The sequence below is a fragment of the Maribacter halichondriae genome, assembly GCF_027474825.1.
In the GTDB taxonomy this organism is placed as follows: domain Bacteria; phylum Bacteroidota; class Bacteroidia; order Flavobacteriales; family Flavobacteriaceae; genus Meishania; species Meishania halichondriae.
The window spans coordinates 1227378-1249275 of record NZ_CP107030.1; the positions used below are offsets into that span (position 1 = coordinate 1227378).

Annotated in this window: 20 protein-coding genes; 14 read left to right on the forward strand and 6 right to left on the reverse strand. The window is 41.4% G+C overall.

The window, feature by feature from the left end; all coding sequences use genetic code 11:
• The first annotated feature begins 3 nt into the window (after window positions 1–3).
• Window positions 4–708, forward strand: a complete 705-nt coding sequence (locus N8A86_RS05645; protein WP_273568160.1) for a TIGR04283 family arsenosugar biosynthesis glycosyltransferase — start codon at window positions 4–6, stop codon at window positions 706–708.
• On the opposite strand, the gene N8A86_RS05650 is transcribed toward N8A86_RS05645, so the two are convergent.
• The 6 genes from N8A86_RS05650 to N8A86_RS05675 form a co-directional block, all read right to left on the reverse strand.
• Window positions 705–1775, reverse strand: coding sequence for an N-acetylmuramoyl-L-alanine amidase family protein (locus N8A86_RS05650; protein WP_273568161.1), 1071 nt, complete (start codon window positions 1773–1775; stop codon window positions 705–707). The genes N8A86_RS05645 and N8A86_RS05650 overlap by 4 nt on opposite strands.
• Before the next feature lie 155 nt (window positions 1776–1930).
• Window positions 1931–3190: a POTRA domain-containing protein gene (locus N8A86_RS05655; protein WP_273568162.1), complete on the reverse strand. Its 1260-nt coding sequence runs from the start codon at window positions 3188–3190 to the stop codon at window positions 1931–1933.
• 85 nt (window positions 3191–3275) lie between these two features.
• Window positions 3276–3998: a hypothetical protein gene (locus tag N8A86_RS05660; protein WP_273568163.1), complete on the reverse strand. Its 723-nt coding sequence runs from the start codon at window positions 3996–3998 to the stop codon at window positions 3276–3278.
• Window positions 3995–5002: a glycoside hydrolase family 113 gene (locus tag N8A86_RS05665; RefSeq protein ID WP_273568164.1), complete on the reverse strand. Its 1008-nt coding sequence runs from the start codon at window positions 5000–5002 to the stop codon at window positions 3995–3997. The genes N8A86_RS05660 and N8A86_RS05665 overlap by 4 nt, the downstream gene beginning before the upstream one ends.
• Window positions 5003–5171: 169 nt before the next feature.
• On the reverse strand, window positions 5172–6134 hold the full coding sequence (locus tag N8A86_RS05670) for a hypothetical protein (protein ID WP_273568165.1): 963 nt from the start codon (window positions 6132–6134) through the stop codon (window positions 5172–5174).
• Between the two features lie 31 nt (window positions 6135–6165).
• Window positions 6166–6882 carry a DUF547 domain-containing protein gene (locus tag N8A86_RS05675; protein ID WP_273568166.1) on the reverse strand — a complete coding sequence of 239 codons (717 nt, stop codon included), beginning with the start codon at window positions 6880–6882 and terminating at the stop codon, window positions 6166–6168.
• A gap of 234 nt (window positions 6883–7116) precedes the next feature.
• On the opposite strand from N8A86_RS05675, the gene N8A86_RS05680 reads away from it, so the two are divergent.
• The 13 genes from N8A86_RS05680 (at window position 7117) to N8A86_RS05740 (ending at window position 21898) form a co-directional block, all read left to right on the forward strand.
• Entirely contained in the window at window positions 7117–8463 is a 1347-nt protein-coding gene (locus N8A86_RS05680) for an NAD(P)/FAD-dependent oxidoreductase (RefSeq protein WP_273568167.1), read from the forward strand.
• Window positions 8464–8467: 4 nt separating this feature from the next.
• Window positions 8468–10054: a 4Fe-4S binding protein gene (locus tag N8A86_RS05685; RefSeq protein WP_273568168.1), complete on the forward strand. Its 1587-nt coding sequence runs from the start codon at window positions 8468–8470 to the stop codon at window positions 10052–10054.
• 66 nt (window positions 10055–10120) lie between these two features.
• Window positions 10121–10603, forward strand: a complete 483-nt coding sequence (locus tag N8A86_RS05690) for a toxin-antitoxin system YwqK family antitoxin (RefSeq protein ID WP_273568169.1) — start codon at window positions 10121–10123, stop codon at window positions 10601–10603.
• Window positions 10603–11313 carry a glycosyltransferase family 2 protein gene (locus tag N8A86_RS05695; protein WP_273568170.1) on the forward strand — a complete coding sequence of 237 codons (711 nt, stop codon included), beginning with the start codon at window positions 10603–10605 and terminating at the stop codon, window positions 11311–11313. The genes N8A86_RS05690 and N8A86_RS05695 overlap by 1 nt, the downstream gene beginning before the upstream one ends.
• 1 nt (window position 11314) lies before the next feature.
• A complete protein-coding gene (locus N8A86_RS05700) occupies window positions 11315–12799 on the forward strand; it encodes a glycosyltransferase (protein WP_273569033.1) in 1485 nt (494 codons plus the stop codon).
• Window positions 12800–13188: 389 nt separating this feature from the next.
• Entirely contained in the window at window positions 13189–14577 is a 1389-nt protein-coding gene (locus tag N8A86_RS05705; RefSeq protein WP_273568171.1) for an MptA/MptB family glycosyltransferase, read from the forward strand.
• Between the two features lie 189 nt (window positions 14578–14766).
• Complete coding sequence (locus tag N8A86_RS05710) at window positions 14767–15390, forward strand: GNAT family N-acetyltransferase (protein WP_273568172.1); 624 nt, start codon at window positions 14767–14769, stop codon at window positions 15388–15390.
• 66 nt (window positions 15391–15456) lie between these two features.
• The gene (gene argG / locus N8A86_RS05715) at window positions 15457–16644 is read left to right on the forward strand and encodes an argininosuccinate synthase (RefSeq protein WP_273568173.1); all 1188 of its coding nucleotides are present in this window, start codon (window positions 15457–15459) and stop codon (window positions 16642–16644) included.
• Window positions 16637–17611 (forward strand): N-acetyl-gamma-glutamyl-phosphate reductase, encoded by a 975-nt coding sequence (gene argC / locus N8A86_RS05720; RefSeq protein ID WP_273568174.1) that lies wholly within the window; start codon window positions 16637–16639, stop codon window positions 17609–17611. The genes argG and argC overlap by 8 nt, the downstream gene beginning before the upstream one ends.
• A gap of 211 nt (window positions 17612–17822) precedes the next feature.
• A complete protein-coding gene (gene proC / locus N8A86_RS05725; RefSeq protein ID WP_273568175.1) occupies window positions 17823–18656 on the forward strand; it encodes a pyrroline-5-carboxylate reductase in 834 nt (277 codons plus the stop codon).
• Between the two features lie 205 nt (window positions 18657–18861).
• A complete protein-coding gene (locus tag N8A86_RS05730) occupies window positions 18862–20001 on the forward strand; it encodes an aspartate aminotransferase family protein (RefSeq protein ID WP_273568176.1) in 1140 nt (379 codons plus the stop codon).
• 195 nt (window positions 20002–20196) lie between these two features.
• Window positions 20197–21141, forward strand: a complete 945-nt coding sequence (locus N8A86_RS05735; protein ID WP_273568177.1) for a Rossmann-fold NAD(P)-binding domain-containing protein — start codon at window positions 20197–20199, stop codon at window positions 21139–21141.
• Window positions 21142–21145: 4 nt separating this feature from the next.
• Window positions 21146–21898: an SDR family NAD(P)-dependent oxidoreductase gene (locus tag N8A86_RS05740; protein ID WP_273568178.1), complete on the forward strand. Its 753-nt coding sequence runs from the start codon at window positions 21146–21148 to the stop codon at window positions 21896–21898.

The following is a 21898-nucleotide window of genomic DNA, read 5'->3' on the forward strand; positions in this document are numbered from 1 at the left end:
TGAATGGATATAGGGCTTCCACGAATAAGTATTATAATACCCGTTCTGAACGAGGAAAACGATATTGCCAAGGTGCTAACATTCCTTAAAGACCAAAGCGGTACAGGCTCAATCAAAGAAATTTTAGTAGTTGATGGAGGTAGTTCAGACACTACCGTGGCTATTGCCCGCCGAATGGGAGCTGATGTCATTGAAGCAACTAAGGGTCGTGCAAAACAAATGAATCTTGGTGCGAATGCCGCCCAAGGGGAAATACTTTACTTTCTTCATGTTGATACACTTCCGGCTAAAGACTTTGATGAGTTGATTTGCAATGCCGTTCAAAACGGTCATGAAGCAGGTTGTTTTCGTATGAAATTTGATAGTAAAAGTAAGTTCTTGGCATTTTTTGCGTGGTTCACCAAGTTAAATTTCAAAGTTTGTCGCGGCGGCGATCAATCACTATTTATCACAAAAAGACTATTTAAAAAAACAGGAGGCTTCAATGAAAGCTACATTATTTACGAGGATAATGAATTTACGGATAGGCTATATGACTATGCAAATTTCAAAATCTTGCCGAGACATGTCATCACCTCGGCCCGTAGGTATAAAGAAAAGGGCGAAATCAAATTGCAATTTCATTTTGGAATGATTCACCTAAAAAACTACTTGGGTGCCGGACCTGAAAAGTTATATGATTATTACCGAAAGAAAATCGCATACTAGCGAATCGGGCCGATCTCTCCTCCCTCAAAATCCAAAAGAACGCCCTCCGAGATCCATTTGGCAAGGGCTTGTCGGTTCTCGGGATCCAAAATTCTTCTTTGGTCTTTCTTGTTTCTGATGTTCCCAATCTCGATAAAGGTCATCGCAGGATGCGTCTTTTTTACCAGATAGAGTGAGGTTCTATCTTCAAAAGTACCTGTGTAGGTTCTGTTGGGCTGATATTTTTTGTACTTCTTCTGAAAAGTCTTGTGAATACTTTGCGCCAATTTTTTTCCGTTCTTGCTCTTCTCATGATGGTAGAAGAACACATCGATGTTCTGGCCTTTACTGCGGCTATCGACATGGGTTACGATCAATCGCTGGAATTGTCCACGATGTTTGCGATGCAACTCATTTACGATATCGACGCGCTGTCGCAATCGAGCGACCTGATTTAAGGGAATTACCTTGTCAGGATAGGCTACCTCATCATGGTCAATATCCAAAATTCGTTCGTCTCGAATGCCGTCATTTTCATCACGAATGATAATATAGACCACTGCACCATGGGCCAAAAGTTCTTTGGCTAAACGTAGCGTAATATCATAGGCGTACTCGTCTTCAGCAATTTTTTTCCCGGCATAGGTGGCCATGGCACCGGGATCCGGGCCTCCGTGCCCCGAGACCAAATAATAAACCGCGCCCTTTAGCGTTTCGCTTTTGGGAAGAACAGTCTCTTTTCCCTCTCCAAAAATGGAAAAAGATTTTCCTTCGATTTTTTTTATTTCGGCAGCTTGCTTTTCGATGGAATCGACCACCGTTACACTATCGATTGTAATTGGGGGTATTTTGTAGGTTCGCCCTGCATAAAGGTGTACACTATCGCGAAGGTTATCCATGTTCATGGCGATAAAGTCGTCATACCGCTCGTACGGATTCACGCCCTGTTTCCGCAATAAAGAGAGTATTCCGTCTCCTTTTTGGGCGGTAACGGTTATCAACGAATCTTGGGCGGAAATGCTCGACATTACCAGAATGCCCAGAATCAAAAAAACACATGAAGTTTTACGAAGCGTAATCAATGTCATTACAGTCTTTTCCTAAACAAGTTCAAAAACGATGCCTTACAGTACGTTGTTGGTACAAAATTACACAAGCAAATGAAAAATGAAAAGCCGATGGAGATATTTAGTTAACCATTTCTTCAACATTAAGGCGGACTTTCATAATTGAAAACAATGGATTAAAAATACTGCCCGATCCCGAAAACAATACCACGTGAAGCATCTTTTGTAATACCATAGCCATAGTCAATCCTGAAAATAGCGTTAAAAATTTTCTTGTGAATGAACCTCAATCCTACCCCGGGATAAATTCGAATATTCTGGTCATCGGCAAAATCGCCAAAGTCACCTCCCGGATTTCGCCATGAACCACCATCGATGAAAATATTGCTTTGCAATACGAACCAATTCTTATCGATCAAGGTATGTCTGTATTCGGTGTTCAGCACGATGGCTCCAGTACCGCGATCAATAGTGTTGCCGACTCCCCTAATGTTTAGATTATTATCAACGGTAAACGGTGCAAACGGGGTTTTCATATTGCTTGCGAGGCCCAACCGAAGGCGATTGGCCCAATTGCCACGTTGACCGATATGTTTGAAATAAATGAAGTCATTGAAGCCTATCACGAATTCGGGTAGGTTCTCATCGGTGCTTCCCACAAACTGAAGATTCAAGCTACTTCGAAATCCTTTTAAATACTGATAATGGTATGCTACATTATCATATTGATAAATGAACTTGAACAAATGTTTATCGACCATTAGATTTTGAGGAACCGCTGGATTCGTAGCCCCTGAAATATAATTATAGTCTTCGGTAAAAAGACTAAAGCCAAGCTCCACCCGATTTTTAAAATTGAGTTCGTAAAGTCCAAGAACCTCGAATCCTTTGTTATTATAGCGGTAGTCGGCGGCCGTATTATCAAAAAAAACAGGTTCTAGGGTGGTAAGATCCTTATAATTTACTTCTAGACCGAATCGATTTCCAAATAAATAAGGGGCACGAAAATTAGCTCCGTACGAGTTAAATACATCGTGCTGATAAAATCCTCCTAATGTTATGTTACGTCCTAAGAAATTAAACTCCTGAAGCCCGATACGAAAAGCAAAGTCATCATTGCTCGAAGAAAAAAGGTTGGCAAAGGGAATTATGGTAAAATTCTCCTCAACGTTATAGAAAACATTATGCCTGCCATCATTTGAGGAAAAAACCTGAAAATAGGCATGTGAAATAGAGGGCAGACGTTTTAAGCGCTCCATGTCTTCCTGCATCAAAGTGGAGTCCAGTAGCATTCCGGCTTGCATTTTCACCAATCTTTTCAGAAAGACAGGTTTGGTCTTTTTGGTACCTTGAATCTTGATATCCGCAATCAAATGATCTTGTGAGTAGCCAGTGAGCGATAGCAAAAAGAAGAAAAGTATGGCGTATGACCTCATCTACTGTCAAATAGTTCAGAGCTCAAAGGTAAGGCATACCTATAACAAAGAAATCACGGGCGTCAATATTCAATAGGTCTACACCTTACAAATCGAAGGATATTACGGAGAACTGGTTCACCCAATTGTCTTCACTAACGCCCATTAGCGTAAATGCATACGAAAGATTCATTTTAAGTGCGGGAGGAGTTCCCCTGGTGATATTCAAAACAACATTGTCCAACTCATAAAACCTGAACATTCTGTCAAAGGTATACGTACCGGAAATGAGATTCTGTTGCGGGTCGGAAATCACTTGAAAATAAATCTTTGTATCATCATAGGTACCATCGACCCATGAAAAATCGGGGTTTTCTGAGGAAGCATCGACCGTAATGTTCTGGGGAAGATACTCCGTTGGTTTGGTAATCTGTTTTAACCGTATGGGGTTCGACAGGTGCGTCTTTCCATCTTCCTCAAAGGTGACAATGACCCATTTTTCTTCGGAAACCGCCACTTCAAATTTTTTCAGATACCCATTAAAAATGTCTTTGGATGGAATCTCTAATTCAGAATACGATGAAAAATCGTTCTCATCGACCTCGGCACTCTCCGTTTCGAAATATTTGAAATTCGAAGCACCATCCCTTGGATAAAAAAATACGCTTACCTGGCTGTCATTTTCGTTGCTGGCTGCACAGGCGATTACATTCTCGACGACGATTTCGGTACTTTCCAAAACACTCTCAAGGGTTCCTTCAAGTTGCACCTTGTCGGTTGAGCACCCTGTGAACAAGACTATTGTCATCAAAAAGAAAAGACCTTTCATTTCGAATTGGATTTGTAGTATTCAGCGATAATTTCCTGCGCGGGTTTATTTTGTGGCGTAAACCGATTGTCGCTATCCCCGCCTACCTCTTTATGACGGATGAACCATTTCCAAACATAGCCCCCGGCGAACCAATTCTCTTTCCAAAACTCTTCGAAAATTGCCTTAGTGGCGTTGGCCTGGGCCGCAAGATTTACCTTTTCTTCATGTCGATCGACCAACCATGGCTTGTGAGCGGTAAAATCCATACTGCGGTAGCCCCATTCGGTAAAAAGTATGGGCTTTTTTTTCTGTGACGATAATTCGGCCATAGGGATTTTCCACTTTTGCCAGCCCGTTTTCAAATTTTCCAAAGTGGGCGTTTCATCTTCACATAAAGGAAAGTAGGCGTCGATACCGATATAATCCAAGTCTTCCCAAAAAGGAACTCTTGGATATTCATCCCAATTGGCCGCATAGGTCAGTTTTCCCTTATATACGTTTCTGATCTTTGGTATGAGTCGGTGCCAGAAGTCAGGTCTCTTCGTAGCGAATTTCTCTAATTCTGTACCGATACAAAATAATTCGGCTTTTGCCTCTTCGGCCATTTCGGCATAGGTCATAATAAAATCTTCGTATGAACTTTCCAGGAGCTTCCAATCGGCTTCCGATTGCATTTCCAAAGTTCCGGTAAATTCGCCCTTCCATATCCATATTTGGGGCTTGACCATGACGTTGACACCATTTTTATGCAACATTTCGATGTATTGCATAGCACCCTTTTTGGTTTCTCCGAACCATTGCCGATCTGTATTATGAATAATTTGGGGGGAAGTGATATCCCTAATAAATCCAAACGGCATTACCGCGGCATGGTTCGCATTGACTCTCAAAACCTCGTTTATATGCTCTTGGGCGACTTCTTCCCTAGAAGCCACAAAACTGATACCGTTGATTTTTTCCTTGACCTGCCCAGAACAGGAAATTTGTAGAAAGCAAAGCACTATAAAGCCTAAAGTCCTCATTCATTAGCAATTAAGAACTTCAAAAATAGGCTTTTTTTAATCCCCTCCTAACCCTCCCCAATGGGGAGGGAATTCATTTCAGTACTTGATTAAGATTTTTATCCTCCCCTTATGGGGAATTAGAGGGGGACTGCGCACAAGTAAGAATCCCCAAACTAAGGTGATTCCTCTAAAAAATGGCACGTAACCCAAGATTGAAGGTCTGACCGAGACCCGTATTGCTTCCTCTTACAAAATTGGTGTAGAGCAACTCCAAATTCAGGGCATCGGTCAATTGATATTTCATGCCTCCGCCAGCAGCCGTAAAGTCCTGGGCAAAATTATTTCCAAAGTCAACACGCTGCGAATGCTGTACCAAACCCAAAATGGTAAACTTTGAACTTGGAAAATAACTTAAAAAGATACCTGGTGTGAGATTCAAACTATTATTGGCAAAACTACCATCAACGGTGTTTCCATTAGTATCACGAACGGAACCATTACCGAAACTGAACTCAGAATTTAATTCTGTAAATAATTGCCACTTACCGCCTGAAAAAGTATGGTCATAGAAAAATCGGTTCTGCCAAATAAAACCATCTTGATCCAAGAATACGGCCCTTCGAGTCGTTTGCCCCGTGGCTTGGTCAATAATTCCATCTTCAGTCTCTTGATCTACCAAGGGAATAAAAAACGAACTCTGTATGCTGAAGTTACTCACCGAAGCGAAGGGTACAAATTTAATAGAGGGTGCAATGGAAGTCAATCCTGAACGAGCTGTCCCCGATTCACCGTCAAAACTAAATACATCCAAAGCTTTTCGGTCAGCAATGACATTCGAACGGAATTCCAATATGGCACCGATATTCCATCTTTTGTTCTCACCGACCCCGGTATATGCCTCTAAAGTCGAAGTGAAAAAAGTTTCTCTTGGTTCAACACCTTCCGAGAAAGTACTTTTGGTCTGCGTGTAGAGATTGTTGAACCACTTCAAATCTATCTGACCCTTACCTATCAATTTCGATGGGGTATATTGTTGAATATTACTTTGTTGTTGGGGTTGGTCTTGGGGTTCGGCATCGTCTTGAGAAAATACGTAAGCCGATGACAAAAGCAATCCCGCAAGAAATAGGTTTCTTCTTAGTGAAATCATACTAGTTGTTTTTAAAAAATTGAGGCTTTTTTTATTTCGATTCGTTCAAGGTCCAATCGTAGGGATAGTAGGAAACCTTAGCTTTCTCAGGCAGTTTTTCAGTTTTGTAGGTATTGATAAAGTCGACAACGTCTTTTCCATCTTGGGTAAAGTCTCCCTTATACCATTCAAAAATCTGCGATATTTTTACCTTGTTCTTATTGACCTGAATAAAGTTGGAATCGTTCAGGGCCAACTTGGTCTGCTTTTCCAATTGGACATCCAGCGTTGATGGCATATAGGCCTGATTTATGATGGGAGGGCAACCCAATCCACCACAGACCAACACAAAATGAAAACGTGGTTCAGAGGGAAAATTGGCCCGAAGAAGTTTGTTCTCGATATCATTTAATGTAATACTGGTTCCGCCAATGTCATGTTTGGTTTTGTCGAAAAATCCTCCGACATCTCTTGGGGACTTTACAGGATAGTTCTCAACAATTTCCTTGATTACCCAAAGATTATATCCGTTGATCCAAAACGCCTGATATTCATCGGCATTCTCCTTAGCAACGGTTATTCCTTTAGCTATATTGACCAATTCCTCAAGGGCCTGAGGATTACTTTTAATCGCTTCATAAGCCACCTTTCCATTCTTTACATAGGTATTGAAAAAAGCATCTGACTTTTTATAAAAGTCGGCGGTCGTTTGTGCGAACCCAAAAAAGGTTCCTAATAAGAGTACTAGTATTGTGGTATTTTTTTTCATAATGATGGTACTATGTTAAAATTGAAACCTATGTCGAGAAGAATCCAGTGACCCTACAAAAAGCATAAAAATTTAAGATTAATTTAAGTTTTTAAAAATCGGAGATATACAGGTTCGAAGAATAAATTAAAACCTTACAAGATATTTTAATATTTAAATTCTTTCTAAATTAAGCAATCCTATTTAAGTTCTTACTTTTAGAAACGACATAACTTTCATTTACCAATTCACGCTATGGATCATATCATTATTATCGGAAATGGCATCGCCGGAGTTACGGCAGCCCGCCACATTCGAAAAAATTCCGATAAAAAAATTACTATCGTTTCGACTGAAACCGACTATTTTTTTTCACGTACCGCCTTGATGTATGTGTATATGGGTCACATGAAATTTGAACATACCCAACCTTATGAAAACTGGTTTTGGAAAAAAAACCGTATCGATTTGGTCAAAGGTTATGTTTCGAAGGTCGAACATGGAAACAAAAAAATCATTCTCGAAGATGGGGCATCAATTACATTTGACAAACTGATAATAGCGACCGGATCTAAACCGAATAAATTCGGCTGGTCGGGTCAGGATCTTGATGGTGTACAGGGACTGTATTCCAAACAAGATCTGGACCAACTAGAAGCCAATGCCCCAAATAAAGAAGTCTGCAAGCGCGCGGTTATTGTTGGGGGCGGGTTGATAGGCATCGAATTGGCCGAAATGTTACGAAGTCGTGACATTCCCGTAACCTTTTTGGTTCGAGAAAGTAGTTTTTGGAACGGCGTACTACCGAAAGGAGAATCAGAAATGATCAACGAACATATTCTTGAACATCATATCGATTTACGGTTGGCAACAAATCTTGTCGAAATTATATCGGATGAAAACGGAAAGGCCAGAGCGGTGGCAACCGATAAGGGCGATACAATCGAATGCGATGTGGTCGGATTGACGGCAGGGGTAACCCCGAACATTGATTTTCTCAAAGATTCAGGAATTGAACTGGGTCGCGGGGTAAAGGTCAATCGTTATCTAGAGACCAATATCGAAGATGTGTATGCCATTGGCGATTGCGCAGAACAACATGAGGCCATAGGAAATCGAAGGCCGATCGAGGCTGTTTGGTATACGGGGCGCATGATGGGCGAAGCTTTGGCGCAGACCATTTGCGGCAAAAAACGCGAGTACAATCCCGGACATTGGTTCAACTCCGCCAAGTTTCTTGATATCGAATACCAGACCTATGGCTGGGTTTTCAGCGAAAGGGGAATGAAGGAAAACGAGCAACATTTTCATTGGCGACATCCAAAAGAATATATCTGTATAACCTTCGCCTTTGATAAGGAGAACAGAAAGTTCTTGGGCATTAATACCTTCGGAATCAGAATGCGCCATGAAATTTTTGACCGTTGGCTGACCGAAGAAAGAAGTGTCGATTATGTCATGGAATATCTAAAGGATGCAAATTTCGACCCGGAATTTTATGCCCAATATGAATCTGAAATCATCTCAAAATTCAATTCAGAATTTGACACCCATATTTCACCCAAGAAAAAAAACTGGAAACGAATTTTTGAAAAAGTTTAGATTAATGAAAACAATAAAAAATATAGGTCTTGCAATTTTCTTAATCGGATTGGGAATTTTTACAGCACTTCCCCTAATCGGAACTTACTCGTTGGATGCTTCCACCTTTGATAACATGGTATCGGATAAGGGTTTCAAAAGTGACCTCTTCATTCAATCGATGCGGAATAAAGTAGTAGGTAAAGAATTCAATGGTATGCTAGGTCTTTCATCTGAGGTCACCGAAGCCCTTGAATCGGCCAATGCTACCCATAGAAAAAATAAAGAGCACAAAAAAGTCATCTACACCAAAACCCATGACATGGCGGCCCTTATCGGCAAAGAATCTGGGAGCGGATTCATTGCTGAAAACAAAGGCCTAATGTGGTTTTTGACATTCGGACTTGGGATAATCGGGGCACTAATGTTCATTCTGCCCAATGTTATTCTTTTGGGTAAAAAGGGCATAAAAAATGACGGCATCTATCATGAAAATGCCACGAACCGCGGTTGGATTGCTTGGTTGGTGTTTATCTTTTTGGTCGGTTTTTATCTTGTTCTGTATTTCCGTCCGGAATTTGCGGTAAATTGGACGTATCTCGTAGACCCCATAAGTGAAAGTCTAAGTGGAAACCCTGCAGGACACTGGTTTGTATACGGTTTTATGTATTGTGTAGTCATGACCGTAATGGCGGTTCGCATGTACATCAAGTATCGTCAAAATGTCTACCAAATGGTGCGCACCACTTCCGTATTGTTCTTTCAAATTGTGTTCGCGTTTTTAATTCCTGAAATCATGGTACGTCTTCAAATGCCCTATTATGATTTTAAGAATGCCTTTCCATTAGATTACGATTTCTTTTTTCAATGGAATTTAAAGGAGCTTTTGAACAGCGGTGGTATCGGACTCTTTATTTTGGTTTGGGGCATCGTTTTGACTTTGGTCATCGTTCCGGTCATGGTCTATTTCTTTGGAAAAAGATGGTACTGCTCTTGGGTCTGCGGTTGTGGCGGTCTCGCCGAAACTTTGGGGGATCCTTACCGACAGCATTCCGACAAGTCGTTGTTCGCGTGGAAGATAGAAAGATGGCTGATTCATGGGGTCTTGGTATTTGCCGTAGTCATGACGGGCATGACCCTATATAGTTTCTTTGCCGAGTCGGGCACGGTACTCGGTATAAAGACGCAAAGTGTTCAAAATACCTACAGCCTGGCCGTAGGCTCTGTATTCGCCGGGGTCATTGGTACAGGGTTCTATCCTATTTTCGGTAATCGCATGTGGTGCAGATTTGGGTGTCCGTTGGCCGCCTACTTGGGTTTTGTGCAACGATTTAAATCTCGCTTCAGAATAACTACAAACGGTGGTCAATGTATTTCCTGTGGAAATTGCTCCACCTATTGTGAGCAGGGCATCGATGTTCGAGCTTACGCCCAAAAGGGCGAAAATATCGTTCGTTCGAGTTGTGTAGGCTGCGGTATTTGCTCGGCCGTTTGTCCTCGTGGCGTACTTAAATTGGAAAACGGCCCACCGGTTGGTCGAATCAATCCCACTGAAATATTATTGGGAAATGACGTTGATTTGATGGAACTCGTCAATAAAAAGCAACCGTAGATCGAATAAAAATTACTGAGTTAGTTATCCTGCGTTTTCTCGACAAAAGCAAAATAAACGAGTATCATGTTATCTAAAATTTTCTTTGTGCTCTCATTTCTTCTTCTGGGAAATACTCCCGGAGAGATGGGTTCGTACCACAAAGAATATTACGAAACCGGGAAGCCGAAGGCCGAAGGTTGGATTAAAAATGGCATCAGAACCGGATATTGGAAATTCTATCACAAAAAAGGGAAGGTTTCCGAAAAGGGACATTACCAAAACAATCAAAGGGTAAAATATTGGTATTTTTATTCCGAAAATGGAATCCCCAGCAAAGAAGGACATTACCGAAATGGCAAAAAAGCAAGCTGGTGGTTATTTTATGATAGCCATGGTAAGCTCGACTACAAGTGTCAACTTTCAAATGGTGTCAAAAATGGATATTGTTTGCAATATGACTATGGCGATATCGCCTCCGCATCCAAATATAAAAATGGCAAAAAACTAAAGGATTGGTATGATTATCGAAGTTTCAGAAGAGAAAATAACCTGTCCGATTTGAAATAATGACGGCTGCATTTGAAATTAATCCTAATATCAAGGTCATTATTCCTGCGTTTAACGAAGCTGATTCCATAGCCAATGTAGTGAATGGGTTGCCCGATGTCGTTTCCGAAATAATAGTTGTTAACAATAATTCTAGCGACAGTACCTCTAAGAATGCCGTAAGTGCGGGGGCAACAGTCCTTTCAGAGCCTAGAAAGGGATACGGATATGCTTGCCTTTGTGGAATGAATTACATCGCGCAACAATCCGAACCACCCGATATTATCGTATTTATTGACGGAGACTATAGCGATTATCCCGAAGAGCTAACGAAGGTCGTAAAACCGATATTGAAAGACAACATTGACTTTGTAATCGGGGCCCGAGTAAAGCGATTAAGGGAAGACGGCAGCATGACGCCCCAACAAATTTTCGGTAATTGGTTGGCGACGAGTCTTATGAAATTGTTTTTTGGGGCAACATATACCGACCTTGGTCCGTTTAGGGCTATAAAGTATGATAAGTTGCTAGAATTGCAGATGGAGGACAAGACCTATGGTTGGACGGTCGAAATGCAATTGAAGGCTTTGAAGAAAAAACTGACATATACCGAAGTACCAGTGCGTTACAAGAAAAGAATTGGCGTTTCAAAGGTGTCGGGAACCGTAAAAGGTAGTATCTTTGCAGGCGTAAAAATCCTAGGTTGGATTTTTAAATATAGTTTAAAATAAAATCGGAATGGTAATTACATATATTATCCTTGTAGTCTACGGTATTTCGCTGTTGTTGATCTTTTTATACAGCCTTGCCCAATTGAACCTTTTGGTCAATTATTTGGGTTATAAAAGAAGAAACCAAACGGCTCCGAAATTCAATCTTTTGGATCCCAGGGAGATTCCTTATGTGACGATCCAGCTTCCGGTCTATAATGAGGAGTATGTAATGGATCGCTTGTTGGAAAACATTGCGAAAATCGAATACCCCAAGAGTAAACTTGAGATTCAGGTTTTGGATGATTCCACGGATGATTCCGTTCTCAAAACCGCTGAAAGTATAAAAGAGTTACAGGAAACCGGACTCGACATCGTACATATCCGTCGAGAAAATCGTCAAGGTTTTAAGGCTGGAGCTTTAAAGGAGGGTCTAAAAATTGCTAAGGGCGAGTTCATTGCCATTTTTGATGCTGATTTCTTACCTGATTCCGATTGGTTGAAAAAAACGGTAATTTATTTCAAGGATGAGGAAATCGGTGTTGTACAGACCCGTTGGGGCCATATCAACAGAGACTATTCCGTATTGACCAGAATCCAAGCCTTCGCTTTGGATGCGCATTTTACCTTGGAACAAGTCGGACGAAATTCGAAAGGCCATTTCATCAATTTTAACGGTACCGCTGGTATTTGGCGAAAAGAATGTATTATCGATGCCGGAAACTGGGAAGGCGATACCTTGACCGAAGATCTTGATCTGAGCTATCGTGCACAATTGAAAAACTGGAAATTCAAATATCTGGAAGATGTAGAAACTCCTGCCGAACTTCCAGTCGTAATTAGTGCCGCACGTTCCCAACAGTTCCGCTGGAACAAAGGTGGGGCCGAAAACTTTAGAAAGTCGGTCTGGAGCGTTGTCAGTGCCAAGAACATTTCGTTCAAAACGAAATTCCATGGCGTGATGCACCTCTTGAACAGTTCGATGTTCTTGTGTGTATTTCTGGTAGCTTTGTTGAGTATTCCCGCTATGTATATCAAGAATATCTATCCACAGTTCGATGGCTTGTTCAATGCGTTGAACTTCTTTATCGTAAGTACAATCATTCTTTTTGTATGCTATTGGTTTACCTATAAGAGTATTCAGGGCAGTAGCTTCGATAATTTTGTGGATTATATTAAACTCTTCTTTACCTTTTTCGCAGTTGCTCTTGGGTTCTCGCTGCACAACTCCATTGCCGTTCTCGAAGGGCATATGGGCAAACGCAGTGAATTCGTGCGCACACCTAAATTCAACCTCAACAATTTGACCGATAGCTGGAAAGGCAACAAATACCTGACCAAAAAACTATCGCCGAATATGATTCTTGAGGCGGCTCTTGTGGTATATTTCCTTTTTGGCATGTATAGCGCGATACCATTAGATGACTTCGGGCTCTTTCCATTTCACTTTATGCTGTTTCTAGGGTTTGGTTTTGTATTTACCAAGTCTTTGACGGCTAGGGCTTAGATAAGATTTATAAACTCAAACAGGCAAAAAGTAATTTTCTATTTTCCTAAAAACACTTATCCATGTCAAAATGGAAATAAGGTTTTTAGCCAACAAAACTATTGTTGTTACTTTTTTAAAATACTTTTTAGATAGTTTAAATCTTCTTATGTTCTTCATAATTATGATATTTCGAACGAAGAAAATTTATTTAGAGAAAAAGTGCTGTAACATGGTTTAGCCGAAATCGCTAGTTTCGGGAAACTTTTGTTTTCCTATCTAAAATGAGGGTTTCTTATAGGTTTAGAGAAGTTCCTAAGAGATAATATTTAAATACTCCCAAAAATTAGAAGCAGGTATCCCATTTAAATTTCTTATTTTTTCAATTCGTTTGAGAAAACAAGATTTAAATGCCCAACCGAATTATCACATTCCTAAAGCTTCATAAGGTTTCCCTTATTTTAATGGTGATTTGTTTGGCATTTTACTACACCTTTGCCTACCACCTTGAGCGAACTGACTTTATAAAGCTAATAGCTCTATTTGCCGCTATCTTCTTTCTTTGCTTCAAATTAATCCAGTTCGAAAAATGGAATTTCAAGTTTCTTTTGGCTGTCGGAATTCTATTTCGATTAACATTCCTATTTGCGGAGCCTAATCTCTCACAAGATTTCTATCGTTTTATTTGGGATGGGGAACTCGTACGAAATGGAATCAATCCCTATTTATTTCTACCGGATGATTTGATACAACAGAAAGATCTTTTAGTAGCTAACGCGCAAGTGCTCTACGAGGGTATGGGAAGTTTGAGTGCTCGACATTTCAGCAATTATCCTCCATTAAATCAATTCACCTTTGCCCTTGCGACTCTACTAGGTGGTAAAAGCATTCTAGGCTCCGTGATTGCAATGCGCTGTACCATTATCTTGGCAGATATCGGCATCGTCTATTTCGGGAGAAAACTACTCAAGACCCTGAACCGCTCGCCACATCTTATTTTCTGGTACTTTTTGAATCCTTTGATCATCATCGAACTTACCGGAAACCTTCATTTTGAAGGCGTCATGTTGTTCTTTTTCGTTTGGGCATTATACTTGCTTTCAGTTAACAAATGGATGTTCGCGGCGGTCATCTGTGCTTTTTCGATATCCGTAAAATTAGTCCCGTTAATGTTCTTACCCTTGTTTCTGATGTATTTGGGTCTTAAGAAAAGTGTATTCTTTTATCTGATCGTTGCAACAACCTCAATTTTACTCTTGATTCCATTTTTCGCCCCGGAGTTTATTTCGAATTATTCGGAAACCGTAGGGCTATGGTTCTCCAATTTTGAGTTCAATGCGGGACTCTATAACCTCATTAAAAAAATTGCGGTACTTGACGGAGCCAAACCCTGGGAACTCATTAAAACCTACGGGAAGATCACTCCATATTTAGTCATCGCCACCACTCTGTTCTTGACCTTCTTCGGTAAGAATGAAAAACTACAAAATGTTATTACGAATATGTTATGGGTCTTGACCCTCTACTATTTTCTCTCGGCAACTGTACATCCTTGGTACATCATATTCTTGGTGTTGCTTGCCATATTTACAGAATATCGGTACGCATTGTTATGGTCGGGGGTAGTAATTTTAAGTTATTTCGCCTATTCGCTCTCAGATTATAAAGAAAATCTTTGGCTCTTGGCCATTGAGTATATTCTCTTATATGGATTTCTCATTTATGAAATTATCACGGTCGGTGGCAAAAAAGTGTTATTTCGTAAAAAAGATGGTTCAAATTATGCCAGTTCAAATTAATTTGTACATTTGAACCATTATGAAGAACGAATTATATCTTGAAACTAATAACTGGAAGTCTTTTCCGGTCCGTTCTTTGGTACCCGTTCGCCGTCGCCCGTAAGGGTGCACTCCAATTATGGAAATAGGTGAGTCCATTTCCGCATATTCAACAAATCATTTTCAATTTTATCCTTAAATCAAGTGGCAATGGAAATTGTTATTGCGAACGAAGCCCATTTTAAATACGCCCCGATTATTTGCGACACCATAGCCGAGTCTGCAAAAGTCAGAGGCACGGGTATTGCGAAACGAACCCCTGAGTACATTCACAAGAAGCTGGAAAACGGCAATGCGGTCATCGCCTTGGACGGAGATAAATTCGCAGGCTTCTGTTATATCGAAGTCTGGGGAAACAAAGGTTTTGTAGCCAATTCAGGACTCATCGTACACCCCGATTATAGAGGACAAGGGTTGGCAAAAAAAATCAAACAGAGGATTTTTGATTTGAGCCGGGAAAAATTCCCGAATGCCAAGATATTTGGTATCACCACCGGTTTGGCGGTAATGAAAATAAATTATGAGCTAGGTTACAAACCAGTTACTTTTTCAGAACTGACCGACGACCCTGAATTCTGGAAGGGTTGCCAGACCTGCAAAAATTTCGATATCCTGACTCGTACCGAACAAAGAATGTGCCTATGTACCGGTATGTTGCACGACCCGGACGCAAAAGCTAAGGAAGAAACGTCAAGAAAAGAGAAAATCAATGGTAAAGCCTTCAAAAGATTAAAGAGCATTAAGGAAAGTTTGTTCCTGAAAAAAAGAAAATAGACAAGAGAGAAGAGAAAAAAGAGTCTATTCTCTATTTTCCCTGTTCTCTATTCTTTACTAAAAAATATGAAACTAGTACTAGCATACAGCGGCGGATTGGATACTTCGTATTGCGCCAAATACTTATCCAAGGAAAAAGGTTTTGAAGTGCATGCCGTAAGCGTGAATACAGGCGGATTCTCTAAGGAAGAAATCGCCGATATCAAAGAAAAGGCATTGCAATTAGGTGCAACTACCTATACCTCGATTGACGCAGTACAGACCTTTTATGAAAAAGTGGTTAAATACCTCATTTTCGGGAATGTTCTGAAGAACAATACCTATCCCCTATCGGTCAGTGCCGAGCGGATCGTGCAAGCCATCGAGATAGTTAACCATGCCAAAAAAATCGGTGCGGAGTATATCGCGCATGGAAGTACCGGTGCCGGAAACGATCAAGTACGTTTCGATATGATCTTTCAAATCATAGCTCCTGAGATAGAAATCATTACCCCAATACGGGACAATAAATTGGCTAGGGAAACAGAAATCGAATACCTCAAACAAAACGGTGTTGATTACCCTTGGGAAAAAGCCAAGTATTCCATCAACAAAGGACTTTGGGGAACTTCAGTTGGTGGCGAAGAGACCTTGACCTCCGAAAAACCCCTACCCGATTCGGCCTATCCAAGCCAGTTACAGGAAAAAGAACCGTCAGAGGTCAAATTGACTTTTGAAAAAGGAGAGCTCGTCGCAATAAACGGCGAAAAAGACAATCCTGTTTCGAATATCGAAAAACTTGAAGCTATGGCTTCCAAATATGCGATTGGACGTGATATCCATGTAGGCGATACCATAATCGGGATAAAAGGCCGTGTAGGATTTGAAGCTCCAGCATCCCTTATTATTATCAAAGCACACCATTTGCTTGAAAAACATACCTTGAGCAAATGGCAACAATTCCAAAAAGAACAGTTGGGCAATTTCTACGGAATGTTGCTCCACGAAGGCAATTACCTCGACGAAGTCATGCGAAATATCGAGGCCTTTTTGACCGATACCCAAAAGAATGTTTCAGGGGATGTTTTTGTGGGATTGTACCCGTTCCAGTTTCGATTGAACGGTGTTTCGTCGAAACATGATCTAATGAACGCATCCTTTGGAAGTTATGGCGAAATGAACAAGGGTTGGACGGCCGATGACGCGAAAGGGTTTATTAAAATTCTATCCAATCCTGGGAAAATTGCGAACCACGTAAATCAAAATCATGATTAAAGCAGGCATCATTGGCGGTTCGGGCTACACAGGCGGGGAATTGATTCGAATTCTACTGCACCATCCCGAAGTGGAAATCGACTTTGTGTATAGCACGACCCGAGCAGGTAAAAAAGTATCAACGGCGCATCCCGATCTTTTGGGCACCACCAATATGGAATTCACGGGAGATGTAAACCTAAATGTAGATGTTGTTTTCCTGTGTTTGGGACATGGCAATTCCTCAAAATTTTTAAAAGGAAACGCTTTTTCCAAAAACACGAAAATTATCGACCTCAGCAATGATTTCCGTTTACAAAAAGATGCGGTTTTCGAAGGAAAGAAATTTGTTTACGGATTGCCTGAATTAAATAAATCAAAAATAAAAGATGCAAAATACATCGCAAATCCGGGATGTTTCGCTACTACCATTCAATTGGGACTTCTGCCCTTGGCCCAAGCCGGATTGTTGGGTCAGGATGTCCATATCAATGCAGTTACCGGCAGTACCGGGGCCGGTGTGAGTCCTTCGGAAACTTCCCATTTCAGTTGGCGGAACAATAATGTGAGCTGGTACAAGCCCTTTACGCACCAGCATTTGGGGGAGATCAATGAGAGTTTACATTCGTTGCAGAAAGATGCGGGAAAACTTTTTTTCCTTCCTAATAGAGGAAACTTCACTCGAGGTATTTTGTCTACGTCGTACACAAAGTTCGATGGAAGCCGGGAGGAAGCAATCCAACAATACAAAGACTTTTATTCGGATGCCGCTTTTACCCATTTAGCATCAGCACCCATCCATCTGAAACAAGTAGTGAACACAAATCAATGTCATATCCATGTACACAAACATGATGACATTTTGTTGATTACTTCCGCAACCGATAATCTTTTAAAAGGAGCCTCGGGACAAGCAGTGCAGAACATGAATTTGATGTTTGGGTTTAATGAAAAAGAGGGGTTGAATCTGAAAGCAGGAGTTTTTTAAAATACGAAGAAAGAAGTGCGAGGTACGTAGGGTAAATATAAAATAAAACGGCTCCTCCCCTCAGACGAGGGGAGGTGGACTCCCGCGAAGCGTGGAGGACGGAGGGGTTGAAAGCCCAAGCCACAATAAACATACAACCAACATTAAAAAGATTCCCGTGAACCTGCCTGCCGGCAGGCAGGTTCACGGGAATGAAAAAAATAGCTAATTCATGAAAATAGCCATCATAGGAACTGGAAACTTAGGACTGTCCATAGCAAAAGGGGTGCTCCATACCAACGGTGCCACGACCATGTATCTGACCAAACGCAATACGAACAGCATAAAGGATTTGGAAAAATACGGAAATGTCACGGTAACCTCGGACAATTTGGAGGCCGTCAAAAATTCCGATATCCTGATCTTTGCCGTTCAGCCAGGGCATTTTGCACAAATTTTGGAGGATGTCAAAGACCTTCTTACCGAAAAGCATGTCGTCATCTCGACCATTACGGGATTCAGTATTGCCAAGATGGAAAGCATTTTGGGCGATGACAAATTCATCATTCGAAGTATGCCCAATACGGCCATTTCTGTAGGAAAATCAATGACCTGTATTTGTGCCAACGGACCAGGAACAAAACGTATCGATCTGGCCAAGGCCATTTTTAACCGCATGGGACATTCGATGGAAATTCCTGAAAGTCAGATGCAGGCCGCCACGGTCATCTGCGCCAGCGGCATTGCCTTTTGGATGCGCCTCATCCGTGCAACGACCCAAGGCGCGATACAATTGGGGTTTGACTCCAAGGAGGCACAAGAATTGGCCATGCACACTTGCAATGGCGCCGCTAGCCTGCTTATCGAGTCGGGCAACCATCCTGAGGAAGAAATCGATAGGGTGACGACGCCCATGGGTTGCACTATACAGGGACTGAACGAAATGGAGCACCAAGGGTTAAGTTCATCGCTGATTCAAGGTATTGTAGCTAGTTTTGATAAGATAACCGAGTTTAAAAAGGATAAAAAAAGGTACGAAGTTAGAAGTACGAGGTACGAAGATTAAAATACAAAAAAAAGTGGGCTCCTCCCCTCAGACGAGGGGAGGTGGACTTAAGCGAAGCGAAAAGGACGGAGGGGTTGAAAGCCCAAACCTTGGTAAAATACCATACTGGAATCGAGCCTGAGCAAGTTTGCGGGTCAACCTTCCCCATTTAGCGAAGCTAAATTTCCCCTCCTCCGTTGAGGAGGGGAGCAAAAGTGAAAAAATTATGAACTTATTCGACGTATATCCCCTTTACAATGTAACCCCGGTTTCCGCAAAGGGAATTGTAGTCACTGATGACAAGGGCCAAGAATATCTTGATTTTTACGGCGGGCATGCCGTAATTTCAATTGGGCACTCCCACCCACATTATGTAAAAAGACTAAAAGATCAATTGGATAAAATTGGGTTTTACAGCAATGCCGTACAAAATCCCTTACAGCAAGAATTGGCGACCAAGCTTGGTACGCTTTCGGGATGCGGTGATTACAATCTGTTTTTATGCAATTCAGGTGCCGAAGCCAATGAAAATGCGCTTAAATTAGCGTCCTTCCATACCGGAAAATCCCGCGTCATTGCGTTCAAAAATAGTTTCCATGGTAGAACATCGGCAGCCGTGGCGACCACGGATAACGAAAAAATAAACGCTCCGCTGAACAAACAACAAAAAGTTACTTTCCTTGAATTCGACGATTTAGATTCATTCCAATCGGAAATCACAAAGGGAGATGTTTGCGCTGTAATTCTTGAGGCCATTCAAGGTGTGGGCGGTTTGGACGAACCCAATACGGTATTCTACCAAAAAGTTGCGAAACTATGTAGAGAAAATGATGTAGTACTGATAGCCGACGAAGTACAATCCGGTTTTGGCCGTACGGGAAAATTCTTCGGTTTTCAACATCACGATATAAAGCCAGATATTGTCAGTATTGCCAAAGGTATGGGCAACGGGTTTCCCGTAGGTGGCATCCTAATACATGCAAATATCAAAGCGTCTTATGGGTTATTGGGCACTACTTTTGGCGGCAACCATTTGGCCTGTGTAGCTACCTTGGCGGTTCTGGAAGTTTTGAAGAATGAAAGGTTGATTGAAAATGCGGCAAAACTTGAGGGGTGCTTTAGAGGATTGGCTGCCGAAATTAAACAAGTAAGACGTGTGAAAGGCCGTGGACTCATGTTGGGTCTCGAATTTGATTTTGAGGTGGCCGAACTTCGAAAAAGACTTATTTATGACCAACATCTTTTCACGGGAGGTGCCAAGGATAAATATGTACTTCGAATTTTGCCTGCTTTGAACATCACGGAAAAGCATTTGGATATATTTTTTGAAAAGTTGAAACAAGAATTGAAAAAGCAAAATAATTAAACGCTCCTCCCTTTAGACAAAGGGAGGTGGATTTTGGGTTTAGCCAAAAGACGGAGGGTTTGAAAACGCGAGCCATTGGAATTGTACCGCAGTTCGAGAAAACTAGCGAGGGTTGGGGCTTTGGAACTCCCTTTCTCCGCCAAAGTCGGATTCATTCTCCTCTTCATCTGAAGAGGGGAGCCATAAGAAAATAGTATGAAACATTACCTATCTGTAAAAGACATCAACTCTCTCCCCGATTGGGTATCCGAAGCGAGAACGTTGAAAGAAAACCCGACCCAATTCAAAGCCCTAGGCGCAGGAAAAACCATTTGCCTGCTGTTTTTCAATAACAGCCTTCGCACGCGATTAAGCACACAAAAAGCCGCAATGAACTTGGGCATGGAGGTCATGGTCATGAATTTCGGCAATGAAGGGTGGGCCTTGGAATTTGATGATGGAACAATTATGGACCAGGGAAAGGCAGAGCATATTAAGGAAGCTGCCAAGGTAGTTTCTCAGTATTGCGATATCATTGCCATTCGTGCTTTTGCAGGATTAAAGGATAAGGCAAAAGATGAGGCGGAAGAAGTTCTGATGGGATTTAAAAAATATGCCTCAGTACCCATTGTAAATATGGAAAGCTCGGTCGGTCATCCCTTGCAGGCATTGGCGGATGCAATTACCCTAGCGGAACACAATACCAAATCAAAACCGAAAGTAGTACTTTCATGGGCACCACATCCGAAGGCCTTGCCACATGCTGTGGCCAATTCCTTTGTGGAAATGATGCAATTGCAAGATTCCGAATTCGTGATAACCCATCCAAAAGGCTACGAGTTGAATTCGGAAATCACAAAAAATATAAAAATCGAATATGACCAGAAAAAAGCTTGTGAGAATGCGGATTTTGTATATGTGAAGAATTGGAGCAGTTATTCGGATTACGGAAAAGTTGTAAATCAAGATACCGATTGGATGTTCACCAAGGAAAAAATGGGTCAAGCCAAATTTATGCATTGCCTTCCGGTTCGGAGAAACGTGGTTGTTGAAGATTCGGTTTTAGACAGCGAACAATCGTTGGTCATTGAACAGGCCAATAATAGAATTTATTCCGCACAATTGGTTTTAAAGAAATTTTTGGAGAATCATCAAGAATAGCGATATGGCACAAAAACTAAGGGATAAGGTTTGTATCATTACCGGGGCGACCAGCGGTATGGGCAAAGCCATCGCGGAGTCATTTAATGAGGAAGGGGCAAAATTGATGCTATCGGGAAGAAATGAAGAAAAGGGAAATGCCCTAACCGAAAAATTAGAAAATGCTATTTTCATGGCAGGGGATGTTAGTGATCCAAGCTATAATGAAAAACTTGTCAATAAAGCGATTGAAAACTTTGGAAGGCTAGACATAGTATCAATTAATGCGGGAATTTTAGGGTTGGGAAATGTTGTGGATTTACCCATTGCCGAATGGCAGAAAACCTTGAATACCAATCTAAGTTCCATTTTTTATGTTTCAAAATATGCCATACCTCATTTGGAACAAGCGGAAGGGGCGACTATTTTAATCAATGCCTCCATCGCGGCCTATAAAAGCTTTCCGAACCACCCTGCATATTGCGCTTCAAAAGCAGCTTCTATTGCATTGATGAAGCAAATGGCTGTGGAATACGGACCAAAAATCAGAATCAACGCAATATGTCCAGGACCTGTCGATACTCCATTGTTATGGGATTCGGCAAAAGCTTTTAAAAATCCTGAAAGAGCCGTAGAAAATGCGGGGAAGGCGACCTTAATGAAGCGATTGGGTACACCTCAAGAGATAGCAAAATTGGCACTTTTTCTTGTTTCGAAAGATGCTTCTTGGATAACGGGAACGGCCATGACTATTGACGGAGGAATATTAAACGTGTAG